We start from the raw sequence: 22,115 nt of genomic DNA, 5'->3' as shown, positions 1-22,115 counted from the left end.
ACAACGCGGGCCTTGAGAGATTTCTCGGGAGTTTCGCGTCAGCATGGCACTGTCCGCCAGCCTACATCTGCGCCAGTCCCAGTCCCTGGTGATGACGCCGCAGCTCATGCAGTCGATCCAGCTGCTGCAGATGACGCATCTCGAACTCAATCAGTTCATCGCCCAGGAGGTGGAGAAGAACCCGCTGCTCGATTTTCAGGCGAATGACGAGGTTCCGGGCACACCGGAGCGTTCGGACACCGGGGACGAGGCGCCGGGCGGCGAGGCCAGCGGACAGGTCGATCTCTACGAGGGCGCCACCTCTGCCTCCGCAGAGCGGCTCGGCGAGCAGCTCGACACCGATTTCTCCAATGTCTATCAGGACGACACCGCACCGCAGCGCGCCGACGCGCCTGAACTGCTGGGCCAATGGAAGTCGATGCCCGGCGGCAGCGAAGGCGAAGACTACGACCTCGATGATTTTGTTGCCGGTCGCAAGAGCCTGCGCGAGACGCTTCTGGAGCAGCTTCCCTTTGCTCTCTCGGATGCTTCGGATCGGCTGGTCGCCCAGCACCTGATCGATCAGCTCGACGACGCCGGATATCTCCAGGCCGACCTGGACGAGGTCGCTCAACGGCTCGGCGCAACACACAAAGACGTCGTGCGGGTACTGTTGAAGCTGCAGCAGTTCGACCCTCCGGGCGTCTTTGCCCGCTCGCTCGGCGAATGCCTGGCGATCCAGTTGCGGGCCCGCGATCGGCTTGACCCGGCGATGGAGGCACTGGTCGCCAATCTCGAACTCCTGGCGCGGCGGGACTTTGCAAGCCTCAAGAAGATCTGCGGCGTCGACGAGGAAGACCTGATCGACATGCTGGCGGAAATCCGCAAGCTCGATCCGAAGCCCGGCACGAGCTTCGAGACCAGCGTCAGCGAGGCGATCGTACCCGATATCGTCGTGCGGGCCGCACCCGACGGCTCATGGATGGTTGAACTCAATCCCGACGCTCTGCCCCGCGTTCTGGTCAACCAGGCCTATTACGCGGCCGTCTCGCGCGGCACGCAGAAGAACAGCGCCGACCAGGCCTTCCTCAACGAGTGCCTGCAGAACGCCAACTGGCTGACCCGCAGCCTCGACCAGCGCGCCAGGACGATCATGAAGGTCGCAACCGAGATCGTCCGCCAGCAGGATGCGTTCCTGGTCAACGGCATCGGCCACCTGCGCCCGCTCAATCTCAAGACGGTCGCCGACGCGATCAAGATGCATGAATCGACCGTCAGCCGGGTGACGTCCAACAAGTACATGCTGACGCCGCGCGGGCTGTTCGAGCTCAAGTACTTCTTCACGGTCTCGATCGGCTCGGCCGAGGGCGGCGACAGCCATTCGGCGGAAGCAGTGCGCCACCGCATCCGCGCGATGATCCAGGAGGAAAGCGCCGAAACCGTGCTTTCCGACGACGACATCGTCGACGGCCTCAAACAGGCCGGCGTCGACATCGCCCGGCGCACCGTCGCCAAATACCGGGAAGCGATGAACATCCCCTCCTCCGTGCAGCGGCGGCGAGAAAAGCGCGCGCTCGCCAAGGCTTCGGGCTTCTGACCGGTGCCGAAGGTTAAGTCGCGTTAACTTTTTTGCGACCTTCAATTGACTCTCTCCGACACAGGCGATATGAGCCCGCCGCAATTGCCGGGGACATGCTCACCCCGGAGGCCGACCGGTGCGACCGGTGGCTGCGACAGAGGCGGCCCCCGCAAGTCTGAAAGGCTTGGATGACGGGACCGCTTGGAATAGACTGGCTGCGCAAATCACGAACGAGAGAGGAAACTCCATGAGTGTGCGTGTATCCGGTAAACAAATGGAAATCGGCGATTCGTTCCGCGCCCGCATTGGCGAGCAGATCGAGCAGGCCGTTACCAAATATTTCGACGGAGGATATTCAAGCCAGGTCACTGTGGAAAAATCCGGGTCGCGCTTCAGCGCCGACTGCAAGCTTCATCTCGATACGGGCGTGGTTATGCAGGCGAACGGTCAAGCGAACGACCCTCAGGCTGCGTTTGACGCGGCGTCGGACCGCATCGAAAAGCGTCTGCGCCGCTACAAGCGGAAGCTGAAGGATCACCATAACGGCAACGGACAGAACGCTGCCGAAGTGGCTTACACAGTGATGGATTCGGTACCCTTCGAGGACGACGAAGTCCCCGAGGATTATGCACCGACCATCGTCGCCGAGAGCTCCAAACAACTGAGGACGATGTCTGTCGCAAGCGCCGTGATGGCGCTCGACATGACGGACGAACCCGTCCTCATGTTCCGCACTCCCGGCAAGGCCGAACTGAATATCGTCTACAGGCGCAACGATGGAAATATTGGCTGGATCGACGCCGCCAATATCAAGGCATGAGTGGAAAAAAGGGGAATGCCGGCATGCCGGCATCCCCCGCCCGCAAATCAGCGGACAGGCCGGAAAATGTGACTTTTCTGTGCATGGAACCCGCCATGACAAAGATGGTTAAAGCCATTGCGACGCATTTATGATGATGTTGTCCGGCTCTAACCGGCGAACGAGGACAAAAGAATGGCATTGGCAGGTCTGCTGCATCAAAATGCGATCATCCCGGCCATGAGGGCCAACTCGAAAAAACAGCTCCTTCAGGAATTGGCGGCAAAAGCATCTAAGATCACCGGGCTTCCCGAGCGTGAAATCTTCGACGTTATCCTGCAGCGGGAGCGCCTTGGCTCCACCGGCGTCGGCAACGGCATCGCCATTCCGCACGGCAAGCTCAACAACCTCCCCTCGATCATCGGCATCTTTGCGCGTCTCGACACGCCGGTCGATTTCGAGGCCCTCGATGATCAGCCGGTTGACCTCGTTTTCCTTCTGCTCGCTCCGGAAGGGGCTGGAGCCGATCACCTGAAGGCCCTGTCGCGCATCGCCCGCGTGCTGCGCGACCACGACATGGTCGCCAAGATCCGCTCGAGCGATTCCGCCAGTGCGATCTATACCCTGCTCGACGACGACGCGACCTCGCACGCAGCCTGACAGGAACGCGCGTCCGCTAAGGACGCGCAACGCTACCGTCAGTAGAGCTGACGCCCGTTCAAATGATCGATGAAAATCCGGAACAACGCGCCCTGGCTCGAAATGCCGAGCCGGCGATAGATGTTCTTGCGATGGATGCGCACCGTTCCCTCGGAGATGTTCATCGTCTTGCCGATCGACAGGTTACTGTGTCCCCTGAGGATCAAACGCACGATGTTGCGCTGCTGCTTGGTCAGCCGATCTGAACACAGGCTCTCGAAAGCAACCTCCATCACATCGTCGCCCTCGTCGGATGGCGGCGGTGCGACGGTCTGGCCCTGCTGTCGCCAGTTGGCCCGGACTGCCTCACGCACGATCGGCTCGTAAACGCGCAGCCGTCCTAGCTCCTCTTCGCTGAAGGCTTTGCCACCGCGGCCGCGCATCAGCGAATAGGTCGCTTGCAGGCCGCCATCGAGCGGAATAACAAAGCCCACTTCCTCGACCAGCACCCCCGTCTCCATCGACACGCAAGGGTGCACCTCGGCAGACGAGGAGAAATCGGACTGGAAGAACCGGTCGGGCGCGAGTTCGCGCATGCGCCAGAGCCCCGCCGGCTGACCGGCGCAGCAGGCGACGTAGAAGGGATCGAGCAGATAGGCGCCACCGAGATAGGCGGCAAGCGCGCTCGCCGAGACCTTGGCCGTATAGCCGTCGTAGAGCACGATCGGCCGGGCATCGTAAGGATAGGCGAACGCAACGGAGAGATCGAAGTCGGTGACCGATCTGAGCATCCGGTCGAGCGCCTGGCCGAATTCCTGCGTGCCGATCAGACCGATCATCGCCGAAATATCGGCGGACTCCCTTGCGAGCATTCCCGTTCCATCCCCCAACCGCACGTATCCCCCATGGGATATCGACAGCCCCCGCTTCGTCAACAATAATTCCCGCGGAGAGAGAAACCGATCCGTCGAGGAGCGGGTCGTTGCTGGCGATCCTCGTCAGCGACGACCCTTGAGGAGGACGCAATGGCAGGCAGGCTTTCAGGCAAGGTGGCGCTGATCAGCGGGGGTGCCGGCGGCTGCGGCCTGGCCGCATCCGAGTTGTTTGCACGCGAGGGCGCCAAGGTGGGGATTGTCGACCTGCCACGCAGCAAGGGCGAGGAGGTTGCGGCCTCGATCCGCGCCAATGGCGGCGAGGCGATCTTTGCGCCGGCTGACGTCTCGGTGTCCGCCGAGGTGACGTCCGCCGTCAAGGCGGTCGAAGCCGCGTTCGGCGCGATCACCGTGCTCTTCAACCACGCCGGCATCCTTGCCGTCGGCCCCTTCCTCGAAACCGAGGAAGACGAATGGGACCGGCTGATGGCCGTCAATGTGCGCAGCATGTTCCTGATGACCAAGGCCGTGCTGCCGGGCATGCTTGCGGCCGGTGGCGGCAGCATTGTCTGCACCTCGTCGATCTCTGCCGTGGCGGCAACGCCGATGGAGGTGCTCTACGACACCACCAAGGGCGCCTGCCACATGTTCGCCCGTGCCATCGCCGTCGAGTTTCGTGACCGCGGCATCCGCTGCAACGCCGTCTGCCCGGGCTTCATCGCCACCGACCACGGCAAGCGCGAACTTGTCGGCCTCAGCAAATACGGCGTCGACGTCTCGGAGGCGGCGATCGCCGCGCAGCAGGGCCGCATGTGCGACCCGAAAGAAGTCGCGAGCGCTGCGCTGTTTCTGGCGAGCGACGAAGCCAGCTTCGTCAATGGCACGCATCTGTTCGTCGACAATTGCTTCACCGCGGTTTGAGGGAGGGGAAAATGCTTCAGGCAGGTGGCCACTGGCGCAACTGGGTCGGAAATCAATCTTGCATCGTGCGCAATCGTGGCGCGCCGGAGAGCGAGGCGGCTCTTTCCGAAATGGTGCGCGAGGCGACGTCGCAGGGGCTCAATGTGCGCTGTGCCGGCTCCGGCCATTCCTTCACACCGGTGGCGTTGACGAGCGGACTGCAGCTGACGCTGTCCGCTATGCAGGGCGTCGTCAACATCGACCAGGCGCGCAAGCGCGTCGCCGTCAAAGCCGGCACCACCATCAACCAGCTCGGCAAGGTGCTGAAATCGAGCGGCCTTTCGCTGATCAACCAGGGCGACATCGACAGCCAGGCGCTCGCAGGCGCGCTGACCACCGGCACCCATGGCACCGGCGCCAAGCTCGGCAACATGGCCTCGCAGATCGTCGGCATGCGCCTCGTTCAGCCCGATGGCAGCATCCTCGTGGTCGACGAGACGACGCCTGACCTGCTCGAGGCGGCGCGGGTTTCGATCGGCATGCTCGGGGTGATCTCGGAGATCACCTTGCAGGCGATGGACAGCTACAACCTGCATGAAAAGCTGTGGCGCTGCACCTTCGACGAGATGATCGAGCAGCATGACGAACTCGCCGCCAAGCACCGGCATTTCGGCTTCTTCTGGTGCCCGATCCCTGAGAGCCGGCACTGCTACTGCCTGCCGGACACGGCTTCGGTCTCGACCACCGACCGGACATCCGACGTCTGCGAGATGAAGGTGATCGACATTACCGGCGACGCGCCGATGGAGCGCGGCTTCGAAAAGATCGCCTACTCCTCCGAGATCTACCCGATCGAATACGTACCGAACTTCCACGAACTCGAATATGCCGTGCCCGTCGCGAACGGCAAGGACGCCGTCAAGGCAGTGCGCAAGCTGATGCTGGAGAAGCACCCGACCTGCATCTACCCGATCGAGTATCGCTTCACCGCCGGCGATACCGGCTGGATCAGCCCTTTCTACGAGCAGGACTCGATTACGCTGTCGGTTTCAGGCGAGCCGGGAACCGACTACTGGGAGTATCTGAAGGACGTCGATACGATCCTGCGCCAATACGGCTCGCGCCCGCATTGGGGTAAACTGCACTTTCTCGGTGCAGAAGACGTCACGGCTCTCTATCCGCGCGCCGGCGATTTCCGGGCGCTTCGAGCCAAGGTCGATCCGGAAGGGCGTTTCCTCAACGATCACCTGCGCCAGTTGTTCGGATAGCAAACAGCGCGACCGCACAAAGAAAAACGCCGCGCAAAGTTTGTTCGCGCGGCGTTTTCTTGATGTTCGTCTTTTGCGGTCAGGCCGTCGGTGCGTCGCCGTTTTCGCCAGCCACGACCTTCGGGCCGCCCTTGGAAACGCCGACCATGGCCGGGCGCAGGACGCGATCGCCGATCACGTAGCCGGCCTGGACGACCTGCAGCACCGTGTTGTTCGGGACCTCTGCGTTCGGGATCTCGAACATTGCCTGGTGGAAATTCGGGTCGAACTTCTGGCCTTCCGGCTCCAGCTTCTTGACGCCATGGCGCTCGAGCGCCGAGAGCATCGAGCGTTCGGTCATTTCCACGCCTTCGATCAGCGTGTTGAGGCCTGCCTCGCCGGCTTCCTTGGCTTCCGCCGGAATGGCGTCGAGTGCGCGGCGCAGGTTGTCGGATACGGCCAGCATGTCGCGGGCGAAGCCGGCGACGGAGTAGGACTTGGCGTCCTTCACGTCGCGCTCGGTGCGCCGGCGCAGATTGTCCATCTCGGCGGCAAGCCGAAGGTACTTGTCACGCAGCTCGTTGTTTTCCGCCTTGGCAAGTTCCAGCGGATCGGGCGTGGCAGCCGCCGCGGCTTCAGCGGCGTCGGCAGCCTCCGGCGCGGCATGGATTGCCTCGTCAGTGGCCTCGGGTCCGTGCTTGTTCGTTTCGTCGGTCATGACGTTCTCCGCAGTGTCGTCTGTGTCGTCCTTAGCATTTTCACGCGCCGCAGGCCTATGCTTGCGTCTCAGCGAAATGCCCAGTGACTGGATTTGAAGCCGATATCGAGGTTTGGGGCCGAAAAATCAAGGGTTCAATCGCGCTGCTTCAGCGCCGCGCGTCTTATCAAACGCGCAAAGGGCGCCGTAGCCCTTTGATGCAGCGGCCAAAAGCGCGTCATCAGCGCGAAAGCCGCGACATCAGCTGCGCCGTATAGTCGACCATCGGCACGATACGCGAATAGTTGAGCCGTGTCGGACCAATGACGCCGACGGCGCCGACGATCCGGTCCTCGCCGTCGCGATAGGGCGCAACGATCAGGGACGACCCGGAGAGCGAAAAAAGCTTGTTCTCCGAGCCGATGAAGATCCGCACGCCCGGCCCGCTTTCGGCAAGGTCCAGCAGCTCGATCATGCTGTCCTTCTTTTCCAGATCGTCGAAGAGCATGCGCAGCCGGTCGATATCCTCCGCCCCCTCCAACCCTTCGAGCAGGTTGGCGCGGCCGCGAACGATCAGCCGCGCCGGCTTCTCGTCCCCTTCGTTGCCCGACCAGATGGCGAGGCCCCGCTCGACCAGATCCTGCGACAGCGCGTCGAGTTCGCCACGCACCGTCTGCTTTACCCTTTCGAGCTGCACGCGCGTTTCGGCGATTGTCTGACCGGCGAGATGCGCATTGAGGAAGTTGGCAGCCTCGGTCAGCTGCGAGCTGGTGACGCCCGCCGGCAGCTCGATGATCCGGTTTTCCACCTGGTCATGCTCGCCGACGAGAACGGCGAGCGCCTTGGTCGGCGCCAGCCGGATGAACTCGACGTGCTTCAGCACCGGATCGGCCTTGGCGGTGATGACGAGGCCTGCGCCGCGCGACATGCCCGACAGCATCTGGCTCGCTTCGGTGAGCAAGGCATCCACCGGCTGGGTATGATCGTCGCGCCGGACATGGCGGTCGATCGAGGCGCGGTCCTCGGCTGAGAGATTGCCGACCTGCATGAAGGCATCGACGAAGAAGCGCAGCCCCGTCTGGGTCGGCAGGCGACCGGCGCTCACATGCGGCGAGTAGATGAGGCCGAGATCTTCGAGATCGCTCATCACGTTGCGCACCGAGGCGGGAGACAGCGACATCGGCAGCAGCCGCGACAGATTGCGCGAGCCGAGCGGCTCGCCGCTCGTCAGATAGGTGTCCACGATGCGACGGAAGATTTCGCCCGAGCGCTCGTCCAGCGCCGCGGCGATTTCCTTTGCTCCGGGATTGCGCAGTACCATGTCACTCCACATCTGCAGGCACATCCTGCCGTGCGCGGAATATAGTGTCCACGATGCCCGATGGCAAAAGGGAAAAAACGGCCGGTCGCCCGGCTATCCACCGGTTCCCTTTGCTCGCGCCATGTTCTAGAAGGCTCACGAGATACGATAGGAGTTGACGATGCGGCCATCCGGCAGAAAAACCGACCAAATGCGCAAGGTTTCCTTCGAGCGCAATTTTTCCAAGCACGCGGAAGGCTCCTGTCTGGTGCGGTTTGGCGATACGCACGTGCTGTGCACGGCGAGCCTCGAAGAAAAAGTTCCGGCCTGGCTGCGCAACGGCGGCAAGGGCTGGGTAACGGCGGAATACGGCATGCTGCCGCGCGCCACCGGCGAGCGGATGCGTCGCGAAGCATCGAGCGGCAAGCAGAGCGGCCGCACGCAGGAAATCCAGCGCCTGATCGGCCGGTCGCTGCGCGCCGTTGTCGATCTGCCAGCCCTCGGCGAGCGCCAGATCTCGATCGACTGCGACGTGATCCAGGCCGACGGCGGCACACGCACCGCCTCGATCACTGGCGCCTGGGTGGCACTCTACGATTGCCTGAAGTGGATGGAAGCCCGCAACATGGTCAAGGTCGAGAAGGTGCTGAAGGACCATGTCGCCGCCATCTCCTGCGGCATCTTTGCCAGCCAGTCGGTGATCGACCTCGATTATCTCGAGGACTCGGCCGCCGAGACGGATGCCAACTTCGTCATGACCGGCTCGGGCGGCATCGTCGAGATCCAGGGCACGGCCGAAGGCAAACCGTTCTCGGAAGAGGAATTCGCAAGCCTGATGGGCCTGGCAAAGAACGGCATTGCCGAGCTGGTGGCGCTGCAGAAGCAGGCGATAACAGGCTGACGAAAAGGACGAAAATGATGGCCCCGGCGCTGGAAGGCATACTGGAGACCGCGCTTTATGCGACGGATCTCGATGCCGCCGAGGCCTTCTACGGCGGTATCCTTGGTCTTCAAAGGATCACGCGCGCCGGAAACCGGCATGTGTTCTATCACTGCGGACAAGGCGTGCTTTTGATCTTCAACCCGACGGAGACGCTGAAACCGCCGATCCCGCACGGCACGACAGGCCAGGGCCACATGTGCTTTCGGGTTGCAGCCGAAGCACTCGATGCCTGGAAGGCGAAACTGGAGGCGGCCGGCATCGCGATCGAAGCGGACACGCGTTGGCCAAACGGAGCGCGGTCCTTCTATTTCCGCGACCCGGCCGGCAACAGCCTTGAATGCGCGGAACCGGGCCTCTGGTCCATCGAATGAACACGAAACGAGACACCATGCGCAAACTGGACAACAAGACGCTGATCGTCGCCAGCCACAATGCCGGCAAGATCCGCGAAATCCGCGATCTCATCGGCCCGCTCGGCTTTGCGGCGAAGTCGGCAGCCGACCTCAACTTCATCGAGCCGGATGAAACCGGCACGACCTTCGAAGAGAACGCGACGATCAAGGCGCTCGCCTCGGCCAAGGCCTCTGGCCTGCCGGCGCTTTCGGACGATTCCGGTCTGGTGATCGACGCGCTTGGCGGCGCGCCCGGCGTCTACACGGCCAACTGGGCCGAGCGCGAGGATGGCAGCCGCGATTTTGCGATGGCGATGGAGAAGGTCGAAAACGCGCTGCAGGAAAAGGGCGCGGCGACGCCCGCCGAACGCACTGCGCGCTTCGTCTCGGTACTCTGCCTCGCCTGGCCGGACGGTCATGTCGAACTCTTCCGCGGCGAAGTCGAAGGCTTCGTCGTCTGGCCGCCGCGCGGCAGCCAGGGCTTCGGTTACGATCCGGTGTTCCAGCCAAAAGGCTACGACACTACCTTCGGCGAGATGAGCGCTGACGAAAAACACGGCTGGAAGCCGGGTGATGCGGAGGCCCTGTCGCACCGCGCCCGCGCCTTCAAGATTTTTGCCGAGACCTGCCTCGGAGCCTGATCGGAGTGGGATGAGGAAAAATGCGTGCGGTTTCCCGCCCGCGCATCCCGCTCCCTGTTAGAAGTGACCATGAGAGACGCAATAATGCAGACAGCCACGCTATCGGCGATCGGTGACGGCATGGACCCCGGCTTCGGGGTCTATGTGCATTGGCCGTTCTGCGCGGCCAAGTGCCCCTATTGCGACTTCAACAGCCACGTGCGCCACCAGCCGGTGGACCAGCCGCGCTTCGTCGCCGCCTTCCTCAAGGAGATGGAAGAGGTCCGGGAACTGTCCGGTCCACGCACGGTCACCAGCATCTTCATGGGCGGCGGCACGCCGTCGCTGATGGAGCCGGCAACGGTGGACGCGATCCTTCAGGGCATCGCCCGTCACTGGCATGTGCCCGATGGCATCGAAATCACCATGGAGGCCAATCCTTCGAGTGTCGAGGCGACGCGCTTCCACGGCTACCGGGCGGCTGGCGTCAACCGCGTCTCGCTCGGCGTCCAGGCGCTGAACGACCGCGACCTGAAATTCCTCGGACGGCTGCACAATGTCGAGGATGCGCTGAAGGCGATCCGGCTCGCGCGCGAGATCTTCCCGCGCATGTCCTTCGATCTGATCTACGCCCGCCCCAACCAGACGGTCGAGGAGTGGGAGCGCGAACTGAAGGAGGCCGTTTCCTATGCGGTCGACCACCTGTCGCTCTACCAGCTGACGATCGAGGAAGGCACGCCCTTCTTCGGTCTGCACAAGGCCGGCAAGCTGATCGTGCCCGACGGCGAGCAGTCGGCGGTGCTCTATGAGGCGACGCAGGACATCACCGCATCGATCGGCATGCCGGCCTACGAGGTCTCCAATCATGCCCGGCCGGGTGCCGAAAGCCGGCACAATCTCACCTACTGGCGCTATGGCGACTATGCCGGCATCGGTCCCGGCGCCCATGGGCGTCTCGGCATCGGCAACGGCAAGATCGCGACCTCGACCGAGCGCAAGCCCGAGGACTGGCTGCATCTTGTCGAGACCTATGGCCACGGCATGATCGAGCGGGAATCGCTGGATCTCGAAGCACAGTCCGACGAGCTGCTGCTGATGGGCCTGCGCCTGAAGGAAGGCGTCGATCTGGCCCGCTGGCAGACCCTTTCCGGCCGCGACCCGGACCCGGATCGCGAACAGTTCCTGATCGATCACGGCTTCATCGAGCGGCTCGGCAATTCGCGCCTGCGCTGCACGCCGGCCGGCATGCTGATCCTCGACGCGGTGGTCGCCGATCTCGCCTGCCCCTGACGGGGGCTGGCGAGCCCAAGAAGCGTTTGATCGCAATCAATCCTGCGTCTCGCCCGACAACGGCGTTGCGAGCATCGACGCACGCTCTTCGAACGCATCGAACCAGCGCGCCAATTGCGGCCGATTGCGAAACGACGGCAGATTGCGGAAGGCCATCCACGAGAGCGTGGTCGCAAGCGCAATCTGGCCGATATCAACCTCTTCGTCCGGGCGGAACGTTGCCTCGAGCCAGTCATAGGTCGCTTCGATCTTTTCCTCGTAGCCATCGGCAAGCGCCGCGTAGCGCAGGTGTTCCGGTCGGCGCTCCCACTCCCAACGAAGCCCAATGCCGGTCTGGGCAAGAACCTGCGCCACCGACTGCAGCCGCAGGGCACGCCAGCGTGGTTCGCCTGCCTCGGGGATCAGCTTGCGCCCATCGTGCAGCGTGTCGAGATAGGCGCAGATCACATCGCTGTCGAAGATCGGCTCCTTGCTCTTACGCAACAGCACCGGCACCTTGCCGAGCGGGTTTTCGGCATAGACCTCGTCGTTGCGCCTTGTCGGGCTGGTCTCGTGGTGGATGACCTCAAGCTGGTCGGCAAGACCGATCTCGTGGGCAAAGACGAGCGCCTTGCGAGCGAAGGGGGAATGGGTCTGGTAATAGAGGATCATATTTATCTCGCGGGATCTTGAGGTGAATTCCTGGTCCTGCGCAGAGATATTGCATTCAGAGCGATAAAGGCGCTCTGTTTTGCGATCGCGCCTGCAAGTTTGTTTCGTTCAAGTCCATTTCGCCGGATGGGCCTTCAACCGACACACGCATCCCGCCCATCGGTCAACAGCAGTGCCGCCAGACGCTTTTCGAGGAACAGAACTTCGGCCCGGCCTGACGCCATGGCGATCGCGCGCCGATAGGCGTCTGCGGCCTCGGCATGTTTGCCCGCCGACGCCAAAAGGTTCGCGCGCGCCGCATGCCACGGCTGGTAGTCCCCAAGGTCTGCTGCGAGCCCCTCAACGATTGCCAGCCCCCGGGCAGCGTCGCCCGCCTCGGCCACGGCCACCGCAGCGTTGAGCGAGACCACCGGTGTCGGCTCGAACCGGAAGAGGGCGGCATAGAGCGCGGCGATTTGCGGCCAATCAGGCCCTCCCTCGCCCAGCCGGCAATCGGCGATGGCAGCCTTGATCTGGAACGGGCCGGGGCTTCGCCGGGCCACGGCACGCGCAAGAAGGGCGCGGCCCTCCGCTATCTGCGCCTGATCCCAAAGACTGCGATCCTGCTCGCTCAAGGGAAGGCTTGCCCCATCAGCACCGATCCGTGCCGCACGGCGTGCGGCGGTCAAGAGGATCATCGCCAGCGCACCCTCGATTTCCGGGTCCGCAGGGCGCAGCCGGTCGATTACTCGCATCAGATACTCGGCCTCCAGACACAGATCCCGCGGGCCTTCTGTTGCCGCGAGATAGCCGGTCGTGAAAATCAGGTAGATGGTGGTCAAGACGGCGTCCAGCCGCGCCGGCCAGTGCTCGGCCGTCGGCACGAAGAACGAGATGCCGGCGCCCGCGATCTTGGCCTTGGCGCGGCTGATGCGCTGGCCCATTGTCGGCTCGTGGTCGAGGAAGGCGCGGGCGATTTCGGTGGTGGAGAGACCGCAGACTGTCCGCAAGGTCAGTGCAACGCGCGACTTCGGCTCTAACGCCGGGTGACAGCAGACGAAGATCAGGCGCAGGCGTTCGTCGGGAATGTCTTCGGGTTCCGCTTCCTCGCGAACGATGAGCTGCGCCAGGGCCTCGGCCTTGCGGGCATCACGGCGGGCACCGCGCAGGCGATCAAGCGCCTTGCGCCGGGCGACCGTCAAAAGCCAGCCCTGCGGCGATGCCGGCACGCCGGTCCGGCCCCAATGCGACAGCGCCGAAACGGCGGCTTCCTGAAGCGCGTCCTCGGCCAGCGACAGGTCACGTAAATTTGCAGCCAGAATGGCAAGCAGCCGCCCCCGATCGGCTCGAAGCGTGCTGTCGAGCAACTTTGCCACCGCGATGGCTTTGGGGACGGCTTGTGTCATGGATCACATGTCAGGAATCATGATCTTCGGGGATCAGTTCGTCGGGTTGTAGTCCATCAGCGGACGCACCTCGATCGTGCCGAAATGCGCCGAAGGTATCAACGCGGCGTAGGTGAGCGCCGCATCCAGATCCTCGACATCGATGACATAATAGCCACCGAGATGCTCGTGCGTCTCGGCAAACGGACCATCCATGGTTTCGACCTTGCCGGATTTGATGCGCAGCGACGTTGCGGTTTCGACCCCCTGCAGGCCTTCGCCCGACCGCAGCACGCCGTCCTCCTTCATCCGCGCGTTGGCGGCGAAGAACCCCGCCATCATCTCCTGGAACTCGGGCGTGCCATAGGCCGGTTCTTTCTGAGGGTCGTTATAGATCAGCAGCATGTATTGCATGATTTTATCTTTCGATTGAGGCAGCCTTCAAAGGCCGACGATGTTGGCGCCGAGGCAGACCATGGCGTTGAGCGCAGAGAGGATGTTGGTGCCGTTTCCGACGTAGCGAAGCGGGTGGCCTGCATTGTCAGCCTTCAGGCCGAAGGGGTGCGCAATCCGCCCGATCAGTAACAGCGCGCCGGAGATATGCAGATACAGCGCCGGAGCCCCCATGCCTTCGGCAAGGATCATCAAAATGACGACGAACGCCGACCATTCGGCGCAATTGCCGTGTTGGCGGATACGCTGGAGCAAAAGGGCGTTGCTGCCGTCACCGAAGGATACGCCCTGCGCGGATCGCATCGCGCTGACGCGGAACCACAGGATCAGATAAATCGCCGCCACGGGCAGCGCATAAAGCGGTGTCACAGTAAAAATCATGGTCTCTCCAATGGGATTGAATAGTCTGAGCGCTCGATGGACGTCCGCGCTTCGCAAATTTCGACATGAGCAAAATTTTTTTCGGAAATTTCGAGGATCGGCCGGCGGGACGATGCACGACCTGCAAAATCAATGCAAGGAAAGGTCGCATTTTAGCAGGTATGCACGCAACATGGTCGCGCGTTGCCGAACGATGGATCACCCCAGGAGCGCCTGGCTGACCGAGCTCATCAACAAAAGCGAGCGCCGCGCGTACGCAGGGCATGAGTCCGGCGATGGAGGATCATGATAGCCTCGCGGGATCCGGCACGAGCGCGTGTTCCCGCGAAGAGATGGGCATTGGCAGCGATGCAGGCGTCCTCATCGATCGCCATGCTGCACATTCGGTTCGTCAGGCCCTACTTCATCGGATCGCCCTTGAGGCGATTGAGTTCGATGCCCCTGGCAACGAGCCGGGCGACCTGTGCTGCGTCGACGTCATCGGCGCTGCGAAGGCGGATATAGGCCATGTCACCCTTGCCGCCGCCCTTCTCCATGCGGGGATCGAGATCGAGCATGTCAGCGCCGCGCCAGAAGCCGAAGGTGACGGAGTCCTTCGTGCCCTTGAACAGGCAGACAGCGCCGCCGGCACCATAGACGGGATGCCCCCACTTGACGATGTCCGTCAGCCCGCCCACCGCGAGGATGGCGTCATGCAGGCGTTTCGCCACATCGTGAGGAACGCCGCTGAGACCGGCAATGTAGTCGTTGACTGTCTTGGTCATGGTCGTCTTCCGATCGTTCGATGCGGTTTGCGTCAGTTCTTGAACGGGATCAGGCTGCGCAGGCGCGGATCCCTGAGCCACAGGCCGCCCCAGGCAATGACGCCAAGATAGAAGCCGAAGAGCAGGTGGGTGAAGAGGGGGCTGCCGGCCCGCAGATGCGTCGCCATGGCGCCGCCGAGATAGCCGGTCAGCAAGATGGCGCCGAGGATCGACGTCCGCGGGTACACGTAAAGCAGCGTGCAAAGCAGCGTCAGAACGCCGAGCAGCCGCGCCAGCCCCTGGTCGGCGGGGTAGCCAAGCGCCACCATGGTATCGGTGACGACCTGCAGCGGCACGAGCTTGATCGCCGCATCAAAGACCAGGAAGGCGACGAGCACGCCGCTCAGGACGCGGCCGAGGATAACGGATTTTGCCGTCGGAGCGGAAATGGCAAGGCTGGTGTTCATGGGGGTTCTCCTTGGATTTCGGTTTCAGTCCAAGGACGAAGCAAGTCGACCGGGCCCGACAGCAGCCTCCAGATTTTTTTATCTTTTTTCGCTGACGCCGGCTTTGACGCGCGGCTCCTCGTCGAGTTTATCAAGTTGCATGCGGATATAGGTGCATTCGGCAGCGTTGGTCGCAAGCGCGATCGCATGGTCGAACGCGACCCGCGCCTCGCGGACCTTGCCAAGCTGTTTCAGCAGGTGTCCGCTCAAGCCGTGGTAATAGAAATAGCCCGATAGTTTCTCCGCCAGCGGTTCGATCATGGCGAGTGCGGCCTCCGGGCCCTGTCGCTTCGAGACGGCGACAGCGCGGTTCAGCGTGATGACCGGCGAAGGCTGCAGGCGTTCGAGTGCCTGGTAAAGCAGATCGATCTGCGCCCAGTCGGTATCCTCCGGACGCTTGGCGCGGGCATGCAGCGCGGCGATCGCCGCCTGGATCTGGTAGGCGCCCGGCTGGCGGTAGCCCATCGCCCTGTCGATCAGGCCCAGCGCTTCATCGATCAACGGTTGGTTCCACAAGGATCGGTCCTGATCTTCGAGCAGGATGACGGCGCCATCGGCATCGAAGCGCGCACGCGCGCGTGAATGCTGGATCATCATCAAGGCCATCAGCCCCATGATCTCAGGCTCCGCGGGGAAAAGCTGCAGCAACAGGCGCCCGAGCCGGATCGCCTCCTCGCAGAGATCGGCAGACACGCTTTCCGGCCCGTTCATGGCCGAATAGCCTTCGTTGAAGACGAGATAGATCATCGTCGCGACGGCTGCGAGCCGGTCGGCGCGATCGGCGGCGTCGGGCGTTTCGAAAGCGAGGCCCGCCGCCGCAACGCGGGACTTGGCGCGGGTGATGCGCTGCTCCATCGCCGCCTCGCTGACGAGGAAGGCGCGGGCGATCTGCTTGACGGAAAGGCCGGAGACGATACGCAGCGCCAGCGCAATCTGCTGGGTCGCCGGCAGCGCCGGGTTGCTGCAGACAAACAGCAGCCGCAAGATATCGTCACGATAGTGGGAGCCGTCCAGCTGATCTGCAAGGCCGCTCTCCTGATCCTCAAGGTCGGAGAGGATTTCTTCGGGCGGCAGCGCCGTCTCACGTGACTGGTGGCGAACCTTGTCGATGCCGCTGTTGCGACCGACGAAGATCAACCAGGCCGCCGGATCACGCGGCGGTCCGCTCTTCGGCCATGCTTTCAAAGCCCGGATACAGGCCTCCTGAAACGCTTCCTCGGCCGTATCGAGATTGCGGAAGTAGCGCAGCAGCGCGCCCACCGCCTGTGGCCGTGCGGAAACGAGTGCGAGGTCTATCCAGGATGTGTCTGTCATGAAGCAAGCTCACTGGGTTTGTAGATGGCAAGGGGGCGGATTTCATAGGAGCCGGCCGACGGGTTGGCGCTGCCGAGGTCACGGGCAAATTCGAGCGCCTCATCCAGAGACACGCAGTCGATGACGAAAAAGCCGAGCAATTGCTCCTTGGTTTCGGCGAAGGGGCCATCGGTGACGATCGTCTCGGCGTGGCTGTGCCGGACCGTCGTCGCCGAGGCCGTCGGCATCAGCCGCGCGATCGGTCCAAGCTTTCCGGCTTCGGCATATTTGCGCTCGACGGCCGCCATGTCACGCATCACTCTTTCGTCTTCCTCCTGGCTCCAGGTATTCGTGACATTTTCGTTGTTGTAGCAAAACACGGCGTAAAGCATGGAGGTCTCCTGCTCCTGAAATAAAGACGTTGCTGCCGACAGATAGCCGACAACGGCGGTGAAAAAAACAGGGCCGGTAGTGCTTTCGCCTACCGGCCCGCAATGCGTGTGAAAGAGAACGCTCAACCGTTGTCGCGGCACTCTAACGTGGGGTTGACGGCTGGCCGGGAAAAGAGGCGCAGAAGCCTTCCGTCGATTGCCGCAAGACCGGCCGCAATCAATGTCATGCCGAGGAAGTGCTTGGGCTCCAACGTCTCGCCGAGGAACATCGCGCCGAGCAGGATGGCGCTGACGGGGATGAGGAAGGTGACCAGCATCAAATTGGTGACGCCTGCCGTTTCGAGAATGCGGAAGAAGAGAACGTAAGCGAGCGCCGTCGAGATCAAGGCGATGCCGATGATCGCTGCCCAAACGTCAAGGCCCGGCATGGGGAGCGTCCAGGGATGATCGATGAGAAGCGACAGCGGCACCAGCATGATGCTCGACGCGGAGACCTGGCCCGTTGCCGTGACGATCGGCGCGACGCCCATGCGCTTGAAGCGGCGAGCGAAAACGCCGGCCAGGGAATAGGAAAGTGCCGCGCCGAGAATGGCAAGCTGAGCAAGGAGGTTCGAGCCGAGGCCGCCGAGCGCTGCCGGCCCGATCATCATGGCGACGCCGAGGAACCCGACGGCGACGCCGGCGAAACGGTTCACGGTCAGTTTCTCGTCATCCGTCAGTAGATGCGCCACGATGACGCCGAAGAGCGGCGTGGTGGCGTTGAGGATCGACGCGAGGCCGCTGGCGATATGCGTCTGACCCCAGACGATCAGCGAGAAAGGGATGAGGTTGTTGAGCAGCCCCATACCGAAGAAGGCCAGCCACACGCGCCGGTCCCGCGGCATCGACAACCCCATCAGGCGTATGATGAGCAGCAGCGCGATCGCAGCGAGGCTGACCCTCAGCGCCACGATGGTGATCGGCGGCAGCGCCTTGACGGCGATGCCGATGAAGAAGAAGGAGCCGCCCCACAGAATGGACAGCGTGATCAACATGCCCCATTCACGGGCACCCATGACCTTGGCGTGAACCGGTTGCAACATAGCCGAAACCCTCATTTGTGTTTATCAGGCTAAATCATGGCGGCATTGACCGCTCTGGATTTGTGCCATTATTCTCAGGATAATTGGCCTTGAACAAACGATCATTTCTCGACACATGATTGAGCTGAGCTAAACCATGTCGACATCCCTTCCCTCACTCGCCTCTCTTCGCGCCTTCGAAGCGACGGCGCGGCATTCGAGCGTCACGAAGGCCGCCCAGGAACTCAGCGTGACGCCGGGCGCCGTCAGCCTGCAGGTCAGGGAGCTTGAGCAGACGCTCGGCGTGACGCTCTTTGAGAGACGGCCAAGGCAGCTGGTTTTGACGGAAGACGGCAGCATCTATTTTGCGACGCTCCGGCGCGCTTTCCGCATGATGCGGGAGGCGACGGAGGAACTGATGGCGCGAAAGCGTGCGCCGGTGCTAACCGTCAGCTGCACGCCAACCTTTGCAGCCCAATGGCTGGTGCCGCGCATCGGCGCCTTCGAACAGCACCTGCCCGGCATCGACGTGCGCATCAGCACGACGAACCGGCTGACGGATTTCCAAAGCGACGGGGTCGATGTGGCGATCCGCCATGGGCTCGGCCGCTATGACGGTCTCATCAGCGAACGGCTGATCGACGACGATCCGGTGCCGGTCCTTCACCCGGCGCTTCGAGCCAAGCGTCCGCTCGACACGCCCGGCGACCTCGCCGGGCATGTGCTGCTGCACGATGTGCACCGCCAGGACTGGCGGCTGTGGCTGGATGCGGCGGGCGCCGACGGAGTGGACGCCGGGCGTGGGCCGGTGTTCGTCAACAGCAACGGCGCCATCGAGGCAGCAAAGGCGGGTGATGGCGTCGCGCTGGTGCGCCTGTCACTGGTGACGCGCGAACTTGCAGATCACGTGCTGGAAGCCCCCTTTCCCGAGGGGGTGATGACCGGGCTTGCCTACCATCTTGTCTATCCGCCAGCGGCGCTGGATCGACCACCGGTTACGGCCTTCCGCGCCTGGATCATCGAGCAGGCGCGCGTGGAACAGGGCGGCGGTGACGCGGCGTCCCTACATTCCCCGCGACCGGCACTCAAAGCCGTGCAGTAAACAAAAAGGCCCGGAAAACCGGGCCTTTTCCTTAAGTCAGTCCGCTGCGACTATTCGTTGATCAGGCGCTTCAGAAGCTCGATCTCGTGGCTGAGCTTGGTGTCGCCCGAGATCAACTCTTCGATCTTGCGAACGGCATGCAGCACCGTCGTGTGGTCACGCCCGCCGAAGCGACGGCCGATCTCCGGGAAGGAGCGCGGGGTCAGCGTCTTCGACAGATACATGGCGATCTGGCGCGGCTTGACGATGACGCGGGTGCGGCGGTTGGAGACGAGCTCCTGGCGCGAGACGTTATAGTGCTTGGCAACGACGCGCTGGATGTCCTCGATGCGCACGCGACGCGGCTCGCCGGCATTGACGAGGTGGCCGAGCAGTTCGTCAACGCGTTCGATCGACAGCTGCGGCTCGAAAGAGCGACGGAAGAGCAACTGGTTGAACGCGCCTTCCAGCTCGCGACCGCTGGCCGTGACGCTACGCGCCACATGGCTCAGGATATCGCCGGAGATGTCGAGCGAGGTATCGTCCTGCCGGGCCGTGTCGAGGCGGCGCTTCAGCATTTCGAGACGCATGTCGTAGTCCGGGCCGTCCATCTCGATGGCGACACCGCCCTGGAGACGCGAACGAACGCGGCTGTCGAGCGATTCCAGCTCCCAAGGCGCGCGGTCGGCAGCAACGACGACCTGCTTGGCGGAATCGAGCAGCATGTTCAAGAGATGGCAGAACTCGTGCTGGATCGACTTACCCTGAAGGAACTGCATGTCGTCGATAATCAGGAGATCGATGTTGCGCAGCGACTCCTTCAGCGACAGCGCGTCATTGTCGCGGATCGCGGTCGCGAAACGCCACATGAAATATTCGGCCGTCAGATAGACGACGCGCGGCGCACGGGCACTCTGCAGCGCCTGGATGGCGATGGCCTGCAGAAGGTGCGTCTTGCCGAGACCGACGCTCGAGTGAATGAAGAGCGGATTGAACCGCACCGCACCGGCGCCGGCTTCGGCGATCGTGCGGGCAGCGGCAAGCGCGACACGGTTCGACGAGCCTTCAACGAAGCTCTCGAAATTGTAGCGCTGATCGAGCGGCGAGCCGAAAAGCGGCGCCTGCGTCGGCCTTTGAACGCTTGCGACGGCGGCCGCAGCGATGGACGCCACCGGCTGAGCCGCGGCCGGACGGCGCGACGGCTGGGCCGGAGCCGTTTCAGCTGCCTGCGGCAGCGCCTCTTCCTGGGTCGTCGGCCGGGCGCCACGGGTCGCGGTGCGCACCAGGATCTCGACCTTCAGAATCTCGCCATCTTCCTTCTGGAAGATCGACGTGATGAGGTCGAGATAACGATTGTTGATCCAGGACTTCAGGAACGTGGTTGGCACCGACAGGCGCACGACGCTCTTGGATACGGAGTGGAGCTTCAGACGCCCGAACCAGCTTGCAAAGACATCCGGTCCGACCTGAGCTTTGAGACGCGCACTTACCCGCTCGAACAGTGCGTCGTGCCTCATGTCGAATTTTTCCCCCGCCGCCTGAGATAGATTGCTTCCGGCCTGGAATGCGTCTCCTTCTTTCTGAAGTGCGCCCGCCGTCACCAAATTCATCTGCATTTTGCCGCCTTCCAATTCATGTTCAGATGCCGTCATCGCTGCCGGCCTCATCTCTTATGTCCGTCGCCCGCGGCGCCTCGAAAGGCCATGCCGCACTCGCCGAACGTCACAGTCGCAGACGACGCCGGGCTCCTCATATCCCGCCTCGCTGCGCGCTACGCGCATCCACTTGCCCTTGCGGGCCGGCGGATGTCCCCTCGCGCCTCTTGTCAACAATCCTTAGGTGCGCTCCCGCACCGTCCCGGATCCTCCTCCTCGTCAACAGCTCTCCGCACCCTCGTACGAAGCGGCGAGCCGCGCTCTGGTCCTTAAGTCCCGCGCCAGGCGCCGCTTGCACCCGTCGTCGAGACCTCCTGCATGTCGCCTTTGCCGTCGCCGGTCAAAGAGCTGGACATGCAGCCCTTCAAGGCGCCACGGCGACCTTGCACGTCCAATAGGACGCACCGCGCCATGGAGGCCACGTCACAATCACAAGACGAAAGTTCCTCGTCCGGAGTGGAATGAACCATCCGGTTTTTTACCTTCGACTTGTCTGATTGAACGACGTGGAGCCGCCCTGATACAAAGGACAGAAACATCGAAACCATTCCTTGGAAATGGCCTCTTTTGCCTCTTTTTACAGATGTGGTCCGTGTCCCCTGTGGAGGGCATTTAGGCAGGATCGATGGGCAAGATCAATCGCGATTTTTACGCAACCTTAAGCGCTGGCCGTTGACTCTCTCGTCGCCATTTGCTTGCCGCATTCCGAGTCCGTGAAGAATCCCTGTTGAATCAAGGGTTTTGATTTTTCGCTCTTTGCTTAGCTGGCGAAAAAGAAAAAAAATAAAAATTTGCTTGACTCATTACGGGCCCCAGAGACCCCCAGCCAGAGACATCCTTTTGATAAGGACCTCACGCAAGCCATTGAAAATTCAACATAAATCTTGTCATCGCATTGACATGAGCAGAGTCCGTCAGATTATCCGTCGCGATGACAGAAGTATGAATCCGAAAAGCCCGGCGCAAGGGCCGGGCTCTTCATTAACAGATTTTTCTTAGCCGGATTAGGCCGAAAGCGACTTTACGCGCTGTGCAAGACGCGAAACCTTGCGCGATGCAGTGTTGGCGTGCAGCACGCCCTTGGTGGCGGCGCGCATCAGCTCGGGCTGAGCTGCCTTGAGCGCTGCGGCTGCGACTGCCTGGTCGCCGGTTGCGATCGCTTCTTCGACCTTGCGGATGAAGCCACGGACGCGCGAACGACGAGCCTTGTTCACTGCAGTGCGGCGTGCGATCTTGCGGGTCGCCTTTTTCGCCGAAGTTGTATTGGCCATTGGTGCC

The 22,115-nt window shown here is 62.6% G+C and carries 24 protein-coding genes; 10 read left to right on the top strand and 14 right to left on the bottom strand.

The window, feature by feature from the left end; all coding sequences use genetic code 11:
- Positions 1–43: 43 nt before the first annotated feature.
- The 3 genes from rpoN to ptsN all read left to right on the top strand — a co-directional run bounded on the left by rpoN (position 44) and on the right by ptsN (position 3,017).
- Entirely contained in the window at positions 44–1,576 is a 1,533-nt protein-coding gene (rpoN, locus tag VGO04_RS05460) for an RNA polymerase factor sigma-54 (protein ID WP_327494949.1), read from the top strand.
- 229 nt (positions 1,577–1,805) lie between these two features.
- Positions 1,806–2,378, top strand: a complete 573-nt coding sequence (hpf, locus tag VGO04_RS05455; RefSeq protein WP_327494948.1) for a ribosome hibernation-promoting factor, HPF/YfiA family — start codon at positions 1,806–1,808, stop codon at positions 2,376–2,378.
- A gap of 174 nt (positions 2,379–2,552) precedes the next feature.
- Entirely contained in the window at positions 2,553–3,017 is a 465-nt protein-coding gene (gene ptsN, locus VGO04_RS05450; RefSeq protein WP_327494947.1) for a PTS IIA-like nitrogen regulatory protein PtsN, read from the top strand.
- 38 nt (positions 3,018–3,055) lie between these two features.
- Here ptsN and VGO04_RS05445 read toward each other — a convergent pair whose 3' ends face one another.
- A complete protein-coding gene (locus VGO04_RS05445; RefSeq protein ID WP_327494946.1) occupies positions 3,056–3,868 on the bottom strand; it encodes a helix-turn-helix transcriptional regulator in 813 nt (270 codons plus the stop codon).
- A 153-nt stretch (positions 3,869–4,021) separates the two neighbouring features.
- On the opposite strand from VGO04_RS05445, the gene VGO04_RS05440 reads away from it, so the two are divergent.
- Together VGO04_RS05440 and VGO04_RS05435 are read left to right on the top strand one after the other, a co-directional pair.
- Entirely contained in the window at positions 4,022–4,789 is a 768-nt protein-coding gene (locus VGO04_RS05440) for an SDR family NAD(P)-dependent oxidoreductase (RefSeq protein WP_327494945.1), read from the top strand.
- Positions 4,790–4,800: 11 nt separating this feature from the next.
- Positions 4,801–6,036 (top strand): D-arabinono-1,4-lactone oxidase, encoded by a 1,236-nt coding sequence (locus tag VGO04_RS05435; protein ID WP_327494944.1) that lies wholly within the window; start codon positions 4,801–4,803, stop codon positions 6,034–6,036.
- 79 nt (positions 6,037–6,115) lie between these two features.
- Here VGO04_RS05435 and grpE read toward each other — a convergent pair whose 3' ends face one another.
- Entirely contained in the window at positions 6,116–6,733 is a 618-nt protein-coding gene (grpE, locus tag VGO04_RS05430; RefSeq protein WP_327494943.1) for a nucleotide exchange factor GrpE, read from the bottom strand.
- 220 nt (positions 6,734–6,953) lie between these two features.
- Positions 6,954–8,033: a heat-inducible transcriptional repressor HrcA gene (hrcA, locus tag VGO04_RS05425; protein WP_327494963.1), complete on the bottom strand. Its 1,080-nt coding sequence runs from the start codon at positions 8,031–8,033 to the stop codon at positions 6,954–6,956.
- A gap of 160 nt (positions 8,034–8,193) precedes the next feature.
- On the opposite strand from hrcA, the gene rph reads away from it, so the two are divergent.
- The 4 genes from rph (at position 8,194) to hemW (ending at position 11,257) form a co-directional block, all read left to right on the top strand.
- Complete coding sequence (rph, locus tag VGO04_RS05420) at positions 8,194–8,913, top strand: ribonuclease PH (RefSeq protein ID WP_327494942.1); 720 nt, start codon at positions 8,194–8,196, stop codon at positions 8,911–8,913.
- A gap of 17 nt (positions 8,914–8,930) precedes the next feature.
- A complete protein-coding gene (locus VGO04_RS05415; protein WP_327494941.1) occupies positions 8,931–9,326 on the top strand; it encodes a VOC family protein in 396 nt (131 codons plus the stop codon).
- Positions 9,327–9,343: 17 nt separating this feature from the next.
- Positions 9,344–9,988 carry an RdgB/HAM1 family non-canonical purine NTP pyrophosphatase gene (rdgB, locus tag VGO04_RS05410; RefSeq protein WP_327494940.1) on the top strand — a complete coding sequence of 215 codons (645 nt, stop codon included), beginning with the start codon at positions 9,344–9,346 and terminating at the stop codon, positions 9,986–9,988.
- Positions 9,989–10,072: 84 nt separating this feature from the next.
- Positions 10,073–11,257, top strand: a complete 1,185-nt coding sequence (gene hemW / locus VGO04_RS05405; RefSeq protein ID WP_327494939.1) for a radical SAM family heme chaperone HemW — start codon at positions 10,073–10,075, stop codon at positions 11,255–11,257.
- 36 nt (positions 11,258–11,293) lie between these two features.
- Here the strand turns inward: hemW and VGO04_RS05400 are convergent, their stop codons facing one another.
- The 9 genes from VGO04_RS05400 to VGO04_RS05360 all read right to left on the bottom strand — a co-directional run bounded on the left by VGO04_RS05400 (position 11,294) and on the right by VGO04_RS05360 (position 18,122).
- Positions 11,294–11,908 (bottom strand): glutathione S-transferase family protein, encoded by a 615-nt coding sequence (locus VGO04_RS05400; RefSeq protein WP_327494938.1) that lies wholly within the window; start codon positions 11,906–11,908, stop codon positions 11,294–11,296.
- A 134-nt stretch (positions 11,909–12,042) separates the two neighbouring features.
- Positions 12,043–13,293: an RNA polymerase sigma factor gene (locus tag VGO04_RS05395; protein WP_327494937.1), complete on the bottom strand. Its 1,251-nt coding sequence runs from the start codon at positions 13,291–13,293 to the stop codon at positions 12,043–12,045.
- Positions 13,294–13,326: 33 nt separating this feature from the next.
- The gene (locus tag VGO04_RS05390) at positions 13,327–13,686 is read right to left on the bottom strand and encodes a YciI family protein (protein WP_327494936.1); all 360 of its coding nucleotides are present in this window, start codon (positions 13,684–13,686) and stop codon (positions 13,327–13,329) included.
- Between the two features lie 27 nt (positions 13,687–13,713).
- Complete coding sequence (locus tag VGO04_RS05385; protein ID WP_327494935.1) at positions 13,714–14,106, bottom strand: MAPEG family protein; 393 nt, start codon at positions 14,104–14,106, stop codon at positions 13,714–13,716.
- Between the two features lie 398 nt (positions 14,107–14,504).
- Entirely contained in the window at positions 14,505–14,870 is a 366-nt protein-coding gene (locus VGO04_RS05380; protein ID WP_327494934.1) for a DUF1801 domain-containing protein, read from the bottom strand.
- A gap of 32 nt (positions 14,871–14,902) precedes the next feature.
- Entirely contained in the window at positions 14,903–15,316 is a 414-nt protein-coding gene (locus VGO04_RS05375) for a DoxX family protein (RefSeq protein ID WP_327494933.1), read from the bottom strand.
- Between the two features lie 78 nt (positions 15,317–15,394).
- Complete coding sequence (locus tag VGO04_RS05370) at positions 15,395–16,669, bottom strand: RNA polymerase sigma factor (protein WP_327494932.1); 1,275 nt, start codon at positions 16,667–16,669, stop codon at positions 15,395–15,397.
- Entirely contained in the window at positions 16,666–17,040 is a 375-nt protein-coding gene (locus VGO04_RS05365; RefSeq protein ID WP_327494931.1) for a YciI family protein, read from the bottom strand. Before VGO04_RS05365 ends, VGO04_RS05370 begins: the two co-directional genes overlap by 4 nt.
- A gap of 122 nt (positions 17,041–17,162) precedes the next feature.
- A complete protein-coding gene (locus tag VGO04_RS05360) occupies positions 17,163–18,122 on the bottom strand; it encodes a DMT family transporter (protein ID WP_327494930.1) in 960 nt (319 codons plus the stop codon).
- A 136-nt stretch (positions 18,123–18,258) separates the two neighbouring features.
- Here VGO04_RS05360 and gcvA point away from each other — a divergent pair, with 136 nt between their 5' ends.
- Positions 18,259–19,203: a transcriptional regulator GcvA gene (gcvA, locus tag VGO04_RS05355; protein ID WP_327494929.1), complete on the top strand. Its 945-nt coding sequence runs from the start codon at positions 18,259–18,261 to the stop codon at positions 19,201–19,203.
- 50 nt (positions 19,204–19,253) lie between these two features.
- Here gcvA and dnaA read toward each other — a convergent pair whose 3' ends face one another.
- Positions 19,254–20,699 carry a chromosomal replication initiator protein DnaA gene (gene dnaA / locus VGO04_RS05350; RefSeq protein WP_327494928.1) on the bottom strand — a complete coding sequence of 482 codons (1,446 nt, stop codon included), beginning with the start codon at positions 20,697–20,699 and terminating at the stop codon, positions 19,254–19,256.
- 1,142 nt (positions 20,700–21,841) lie between these two features.
- Complete coding sequence (gene rpsT, locus VGO04_RS05345; protein ID WP_043615568.1) at positions 21,842–22,108, bottom strand: 30S ribosomal protein S20; 267 nt, start codon at positions 22,106–22,108, stop codon at positions 21,842–21,844.
- Between the last annotated feature and the right edge of the window lie 7 nt (positions 22,109–22,115).

It is taken from the genome of Ensifer sp. (assembly GCF_035999185.1).
In the GTDB taxonomy this organism is placed as follows: domain Bacteria; phylum Pseudomonadota; class Alphaproteobacteria; order Rhizobiales; family Rhizobiaceae; genus Ensifer.
This window is presented reverse-complemented; position numbering and strand designations above follow the sequence as displayed.

Excerpts from the sequence above, each read along its gene's own strand:
- VGO04_RS05370 (WP_327494932.1), bottom strand. The coding sequence starts at position 16,669 with ATGACAGACACATCCTGGATAGACCTCGCACTCGTTTCCGCACGGCCA.
- rpoN (WP_327494949.1), top strand. The coding sequence starts at position 44 with ATGGCACTGTCCGCCAGCCTACATCTGCGCCAGTCCCAGTCCCTGGTG.
- VGO04_RS05395 (WP_327494937.1), bottom strand. The coding sequence starts at position 13,293 with ATGACACAAGCCGTCCCCAAAGCCATCGCGGTGGCAAAGTTGCTCGAC.
- ptsN (WP_327494947.1), top strand. The coding sequence starts at position 2,553 with ATGGCATTGGCAGGTCTGCTGCATCAAAATGCGATCATCCCGGCCATG.
- rdgB (WP_327494940.1), top strand. The coding sequence starts at position 9,344 with ATGCGCAAACTGGACAACAAGACGCTGATCGTCGCCAGCCACAATGCC.
- VGO04_RS05440 (WP_327494945.1), top strand. The coding sequence starts at position 4,022 with ATGGCAGGCAGGCTTTCAGGCAAGGTGGCGCTGATCAGCGGGGGTGCC.
- VGO04_RS05435 (WP_327494944.1), top strand. The coding sequence starts at position 4,801 with ATGCTTCAGGCAGGTGGCCACTGGCGCAACTGGGTCGGAAATCAATCT.
- rph (WP_327494942.1), top strand. The coding sequence starts at position 8,194 with ATGCGGCCATCCGGCAGAAAAACCGACCAAATGCGCAAGGTTTCCTTC.
- rpsT (WP_043615568.1), bottom strand. The coding sequence starts at position 22,108 with ATGGCCAATACAACTTCGGCGAAAAAGGCGACCCGCAAGATCGCACGC.
- VGO04_RS05380 (WP_327494934.1), bottom strand. The coding sequence starts at position 14,870 with ATGACCAAGACAGTCAACGACTACATTGCCGGTCTCAGCGGCGTTCCT.
- grpE (WP_327494943.1), bottom strand. The coding sequence starts at position 6,733 with ATGACCGACGAAACGAACAAGCACGGACCCGAGGCCACTGACGAGGCA.
- VGO04_RS05445 (WP_327494946.1), bottom strand. The coding sequence starts at position 3,868 with ATGCTCGCAAGGGAGTCCGCCGATATTTCGGCGATGATCGGTCTGATC.
- VGO04_RS05385 (WP_327494935.1), bottom strand. The coding sequence starts at position 14,106 with ATGATTTTTACTGTGACACCGCTTTATGCGCTGCCCGTGGCGGCGATT.
- VGO04_RS05390 (WP_327494936.1), bottom strand. The coding sequence starts at position 13,686 with ATGCAATACATGCTGCTGATCTATAACGACCCTCAGAAAGAACCGGCC.
- gcvA (WP_327494929.1), top strand. The coding sequence starts at position 18,259 with ATGTCGACATCCCTTCCCTCACTCGCCTCTCTTCGCGCCTTCGAAGCG.
- hemW (WP_327494939.1), top strand. The coding sequence starts at position 10,073 with ATGCAGACAGCCACGCTATCGGCGATCGGTGACGGCATGGACCCCGGC.
- VGO04_RS05360 (WP_327494930.1), bottom strand. The coding sequence starts at position 18,122 with ATGTTGCAACCGGTTCACGCCAAGGTCATGGGTGCCCGTGAATGGGGC.
- VGO04_RS05415 (WP_327494941.1), top strand. The coding sequence starts at position 8,931 with ATGGCCCCGGCGCTGGAAGGCATACTGGAGACCGCGCTTTATGCGACG.
- hpf (WP_327494948.1), top strand. The coding sequence starts at position 1,806 with ATGAGTGTGCGTGTATCCGGTAAACAAATGGAAATCGGCGATTCGTTC.
- VGO04_RS05365 (WP_327494931.1), bottom strand. The coding sequence starts at position 17,040 with ATGCTTTACGCCGTGTTTTGCTACAACAACGAAAATGTCACGAATACC.
- VGO04_RS05400 (WP_327494938.1), bottom strand. The coding sequence starts at position 11,908 with ATGATCCTCTATTACCAGACCCATTCCCCCTTCGCTCGCAAGGCGCTC.
- VGO04_RS05375 (WP_327494933.1), bottom strand. The coding sequence starts at position 15,316 with ATGAACACCAGCCTTGCCATTTCCGCTCCGACGGCAAAATCCGTTATC.
- hrcA (WP_327494963.1), bottom strand. The coding sequence starts at position 8,033 with ATGGTACTGCGCAATCCCGGAGCAAAGGAAATCGCCGCGGCGCTGGAC.
- dnaA (WP_327494928.1), bottom strand. The coding sequence starts at position 20,699 with ATGAGGCACGACGCACTGTTCGAGCGGGTAAGTGCGCGTCTCAAAGCT.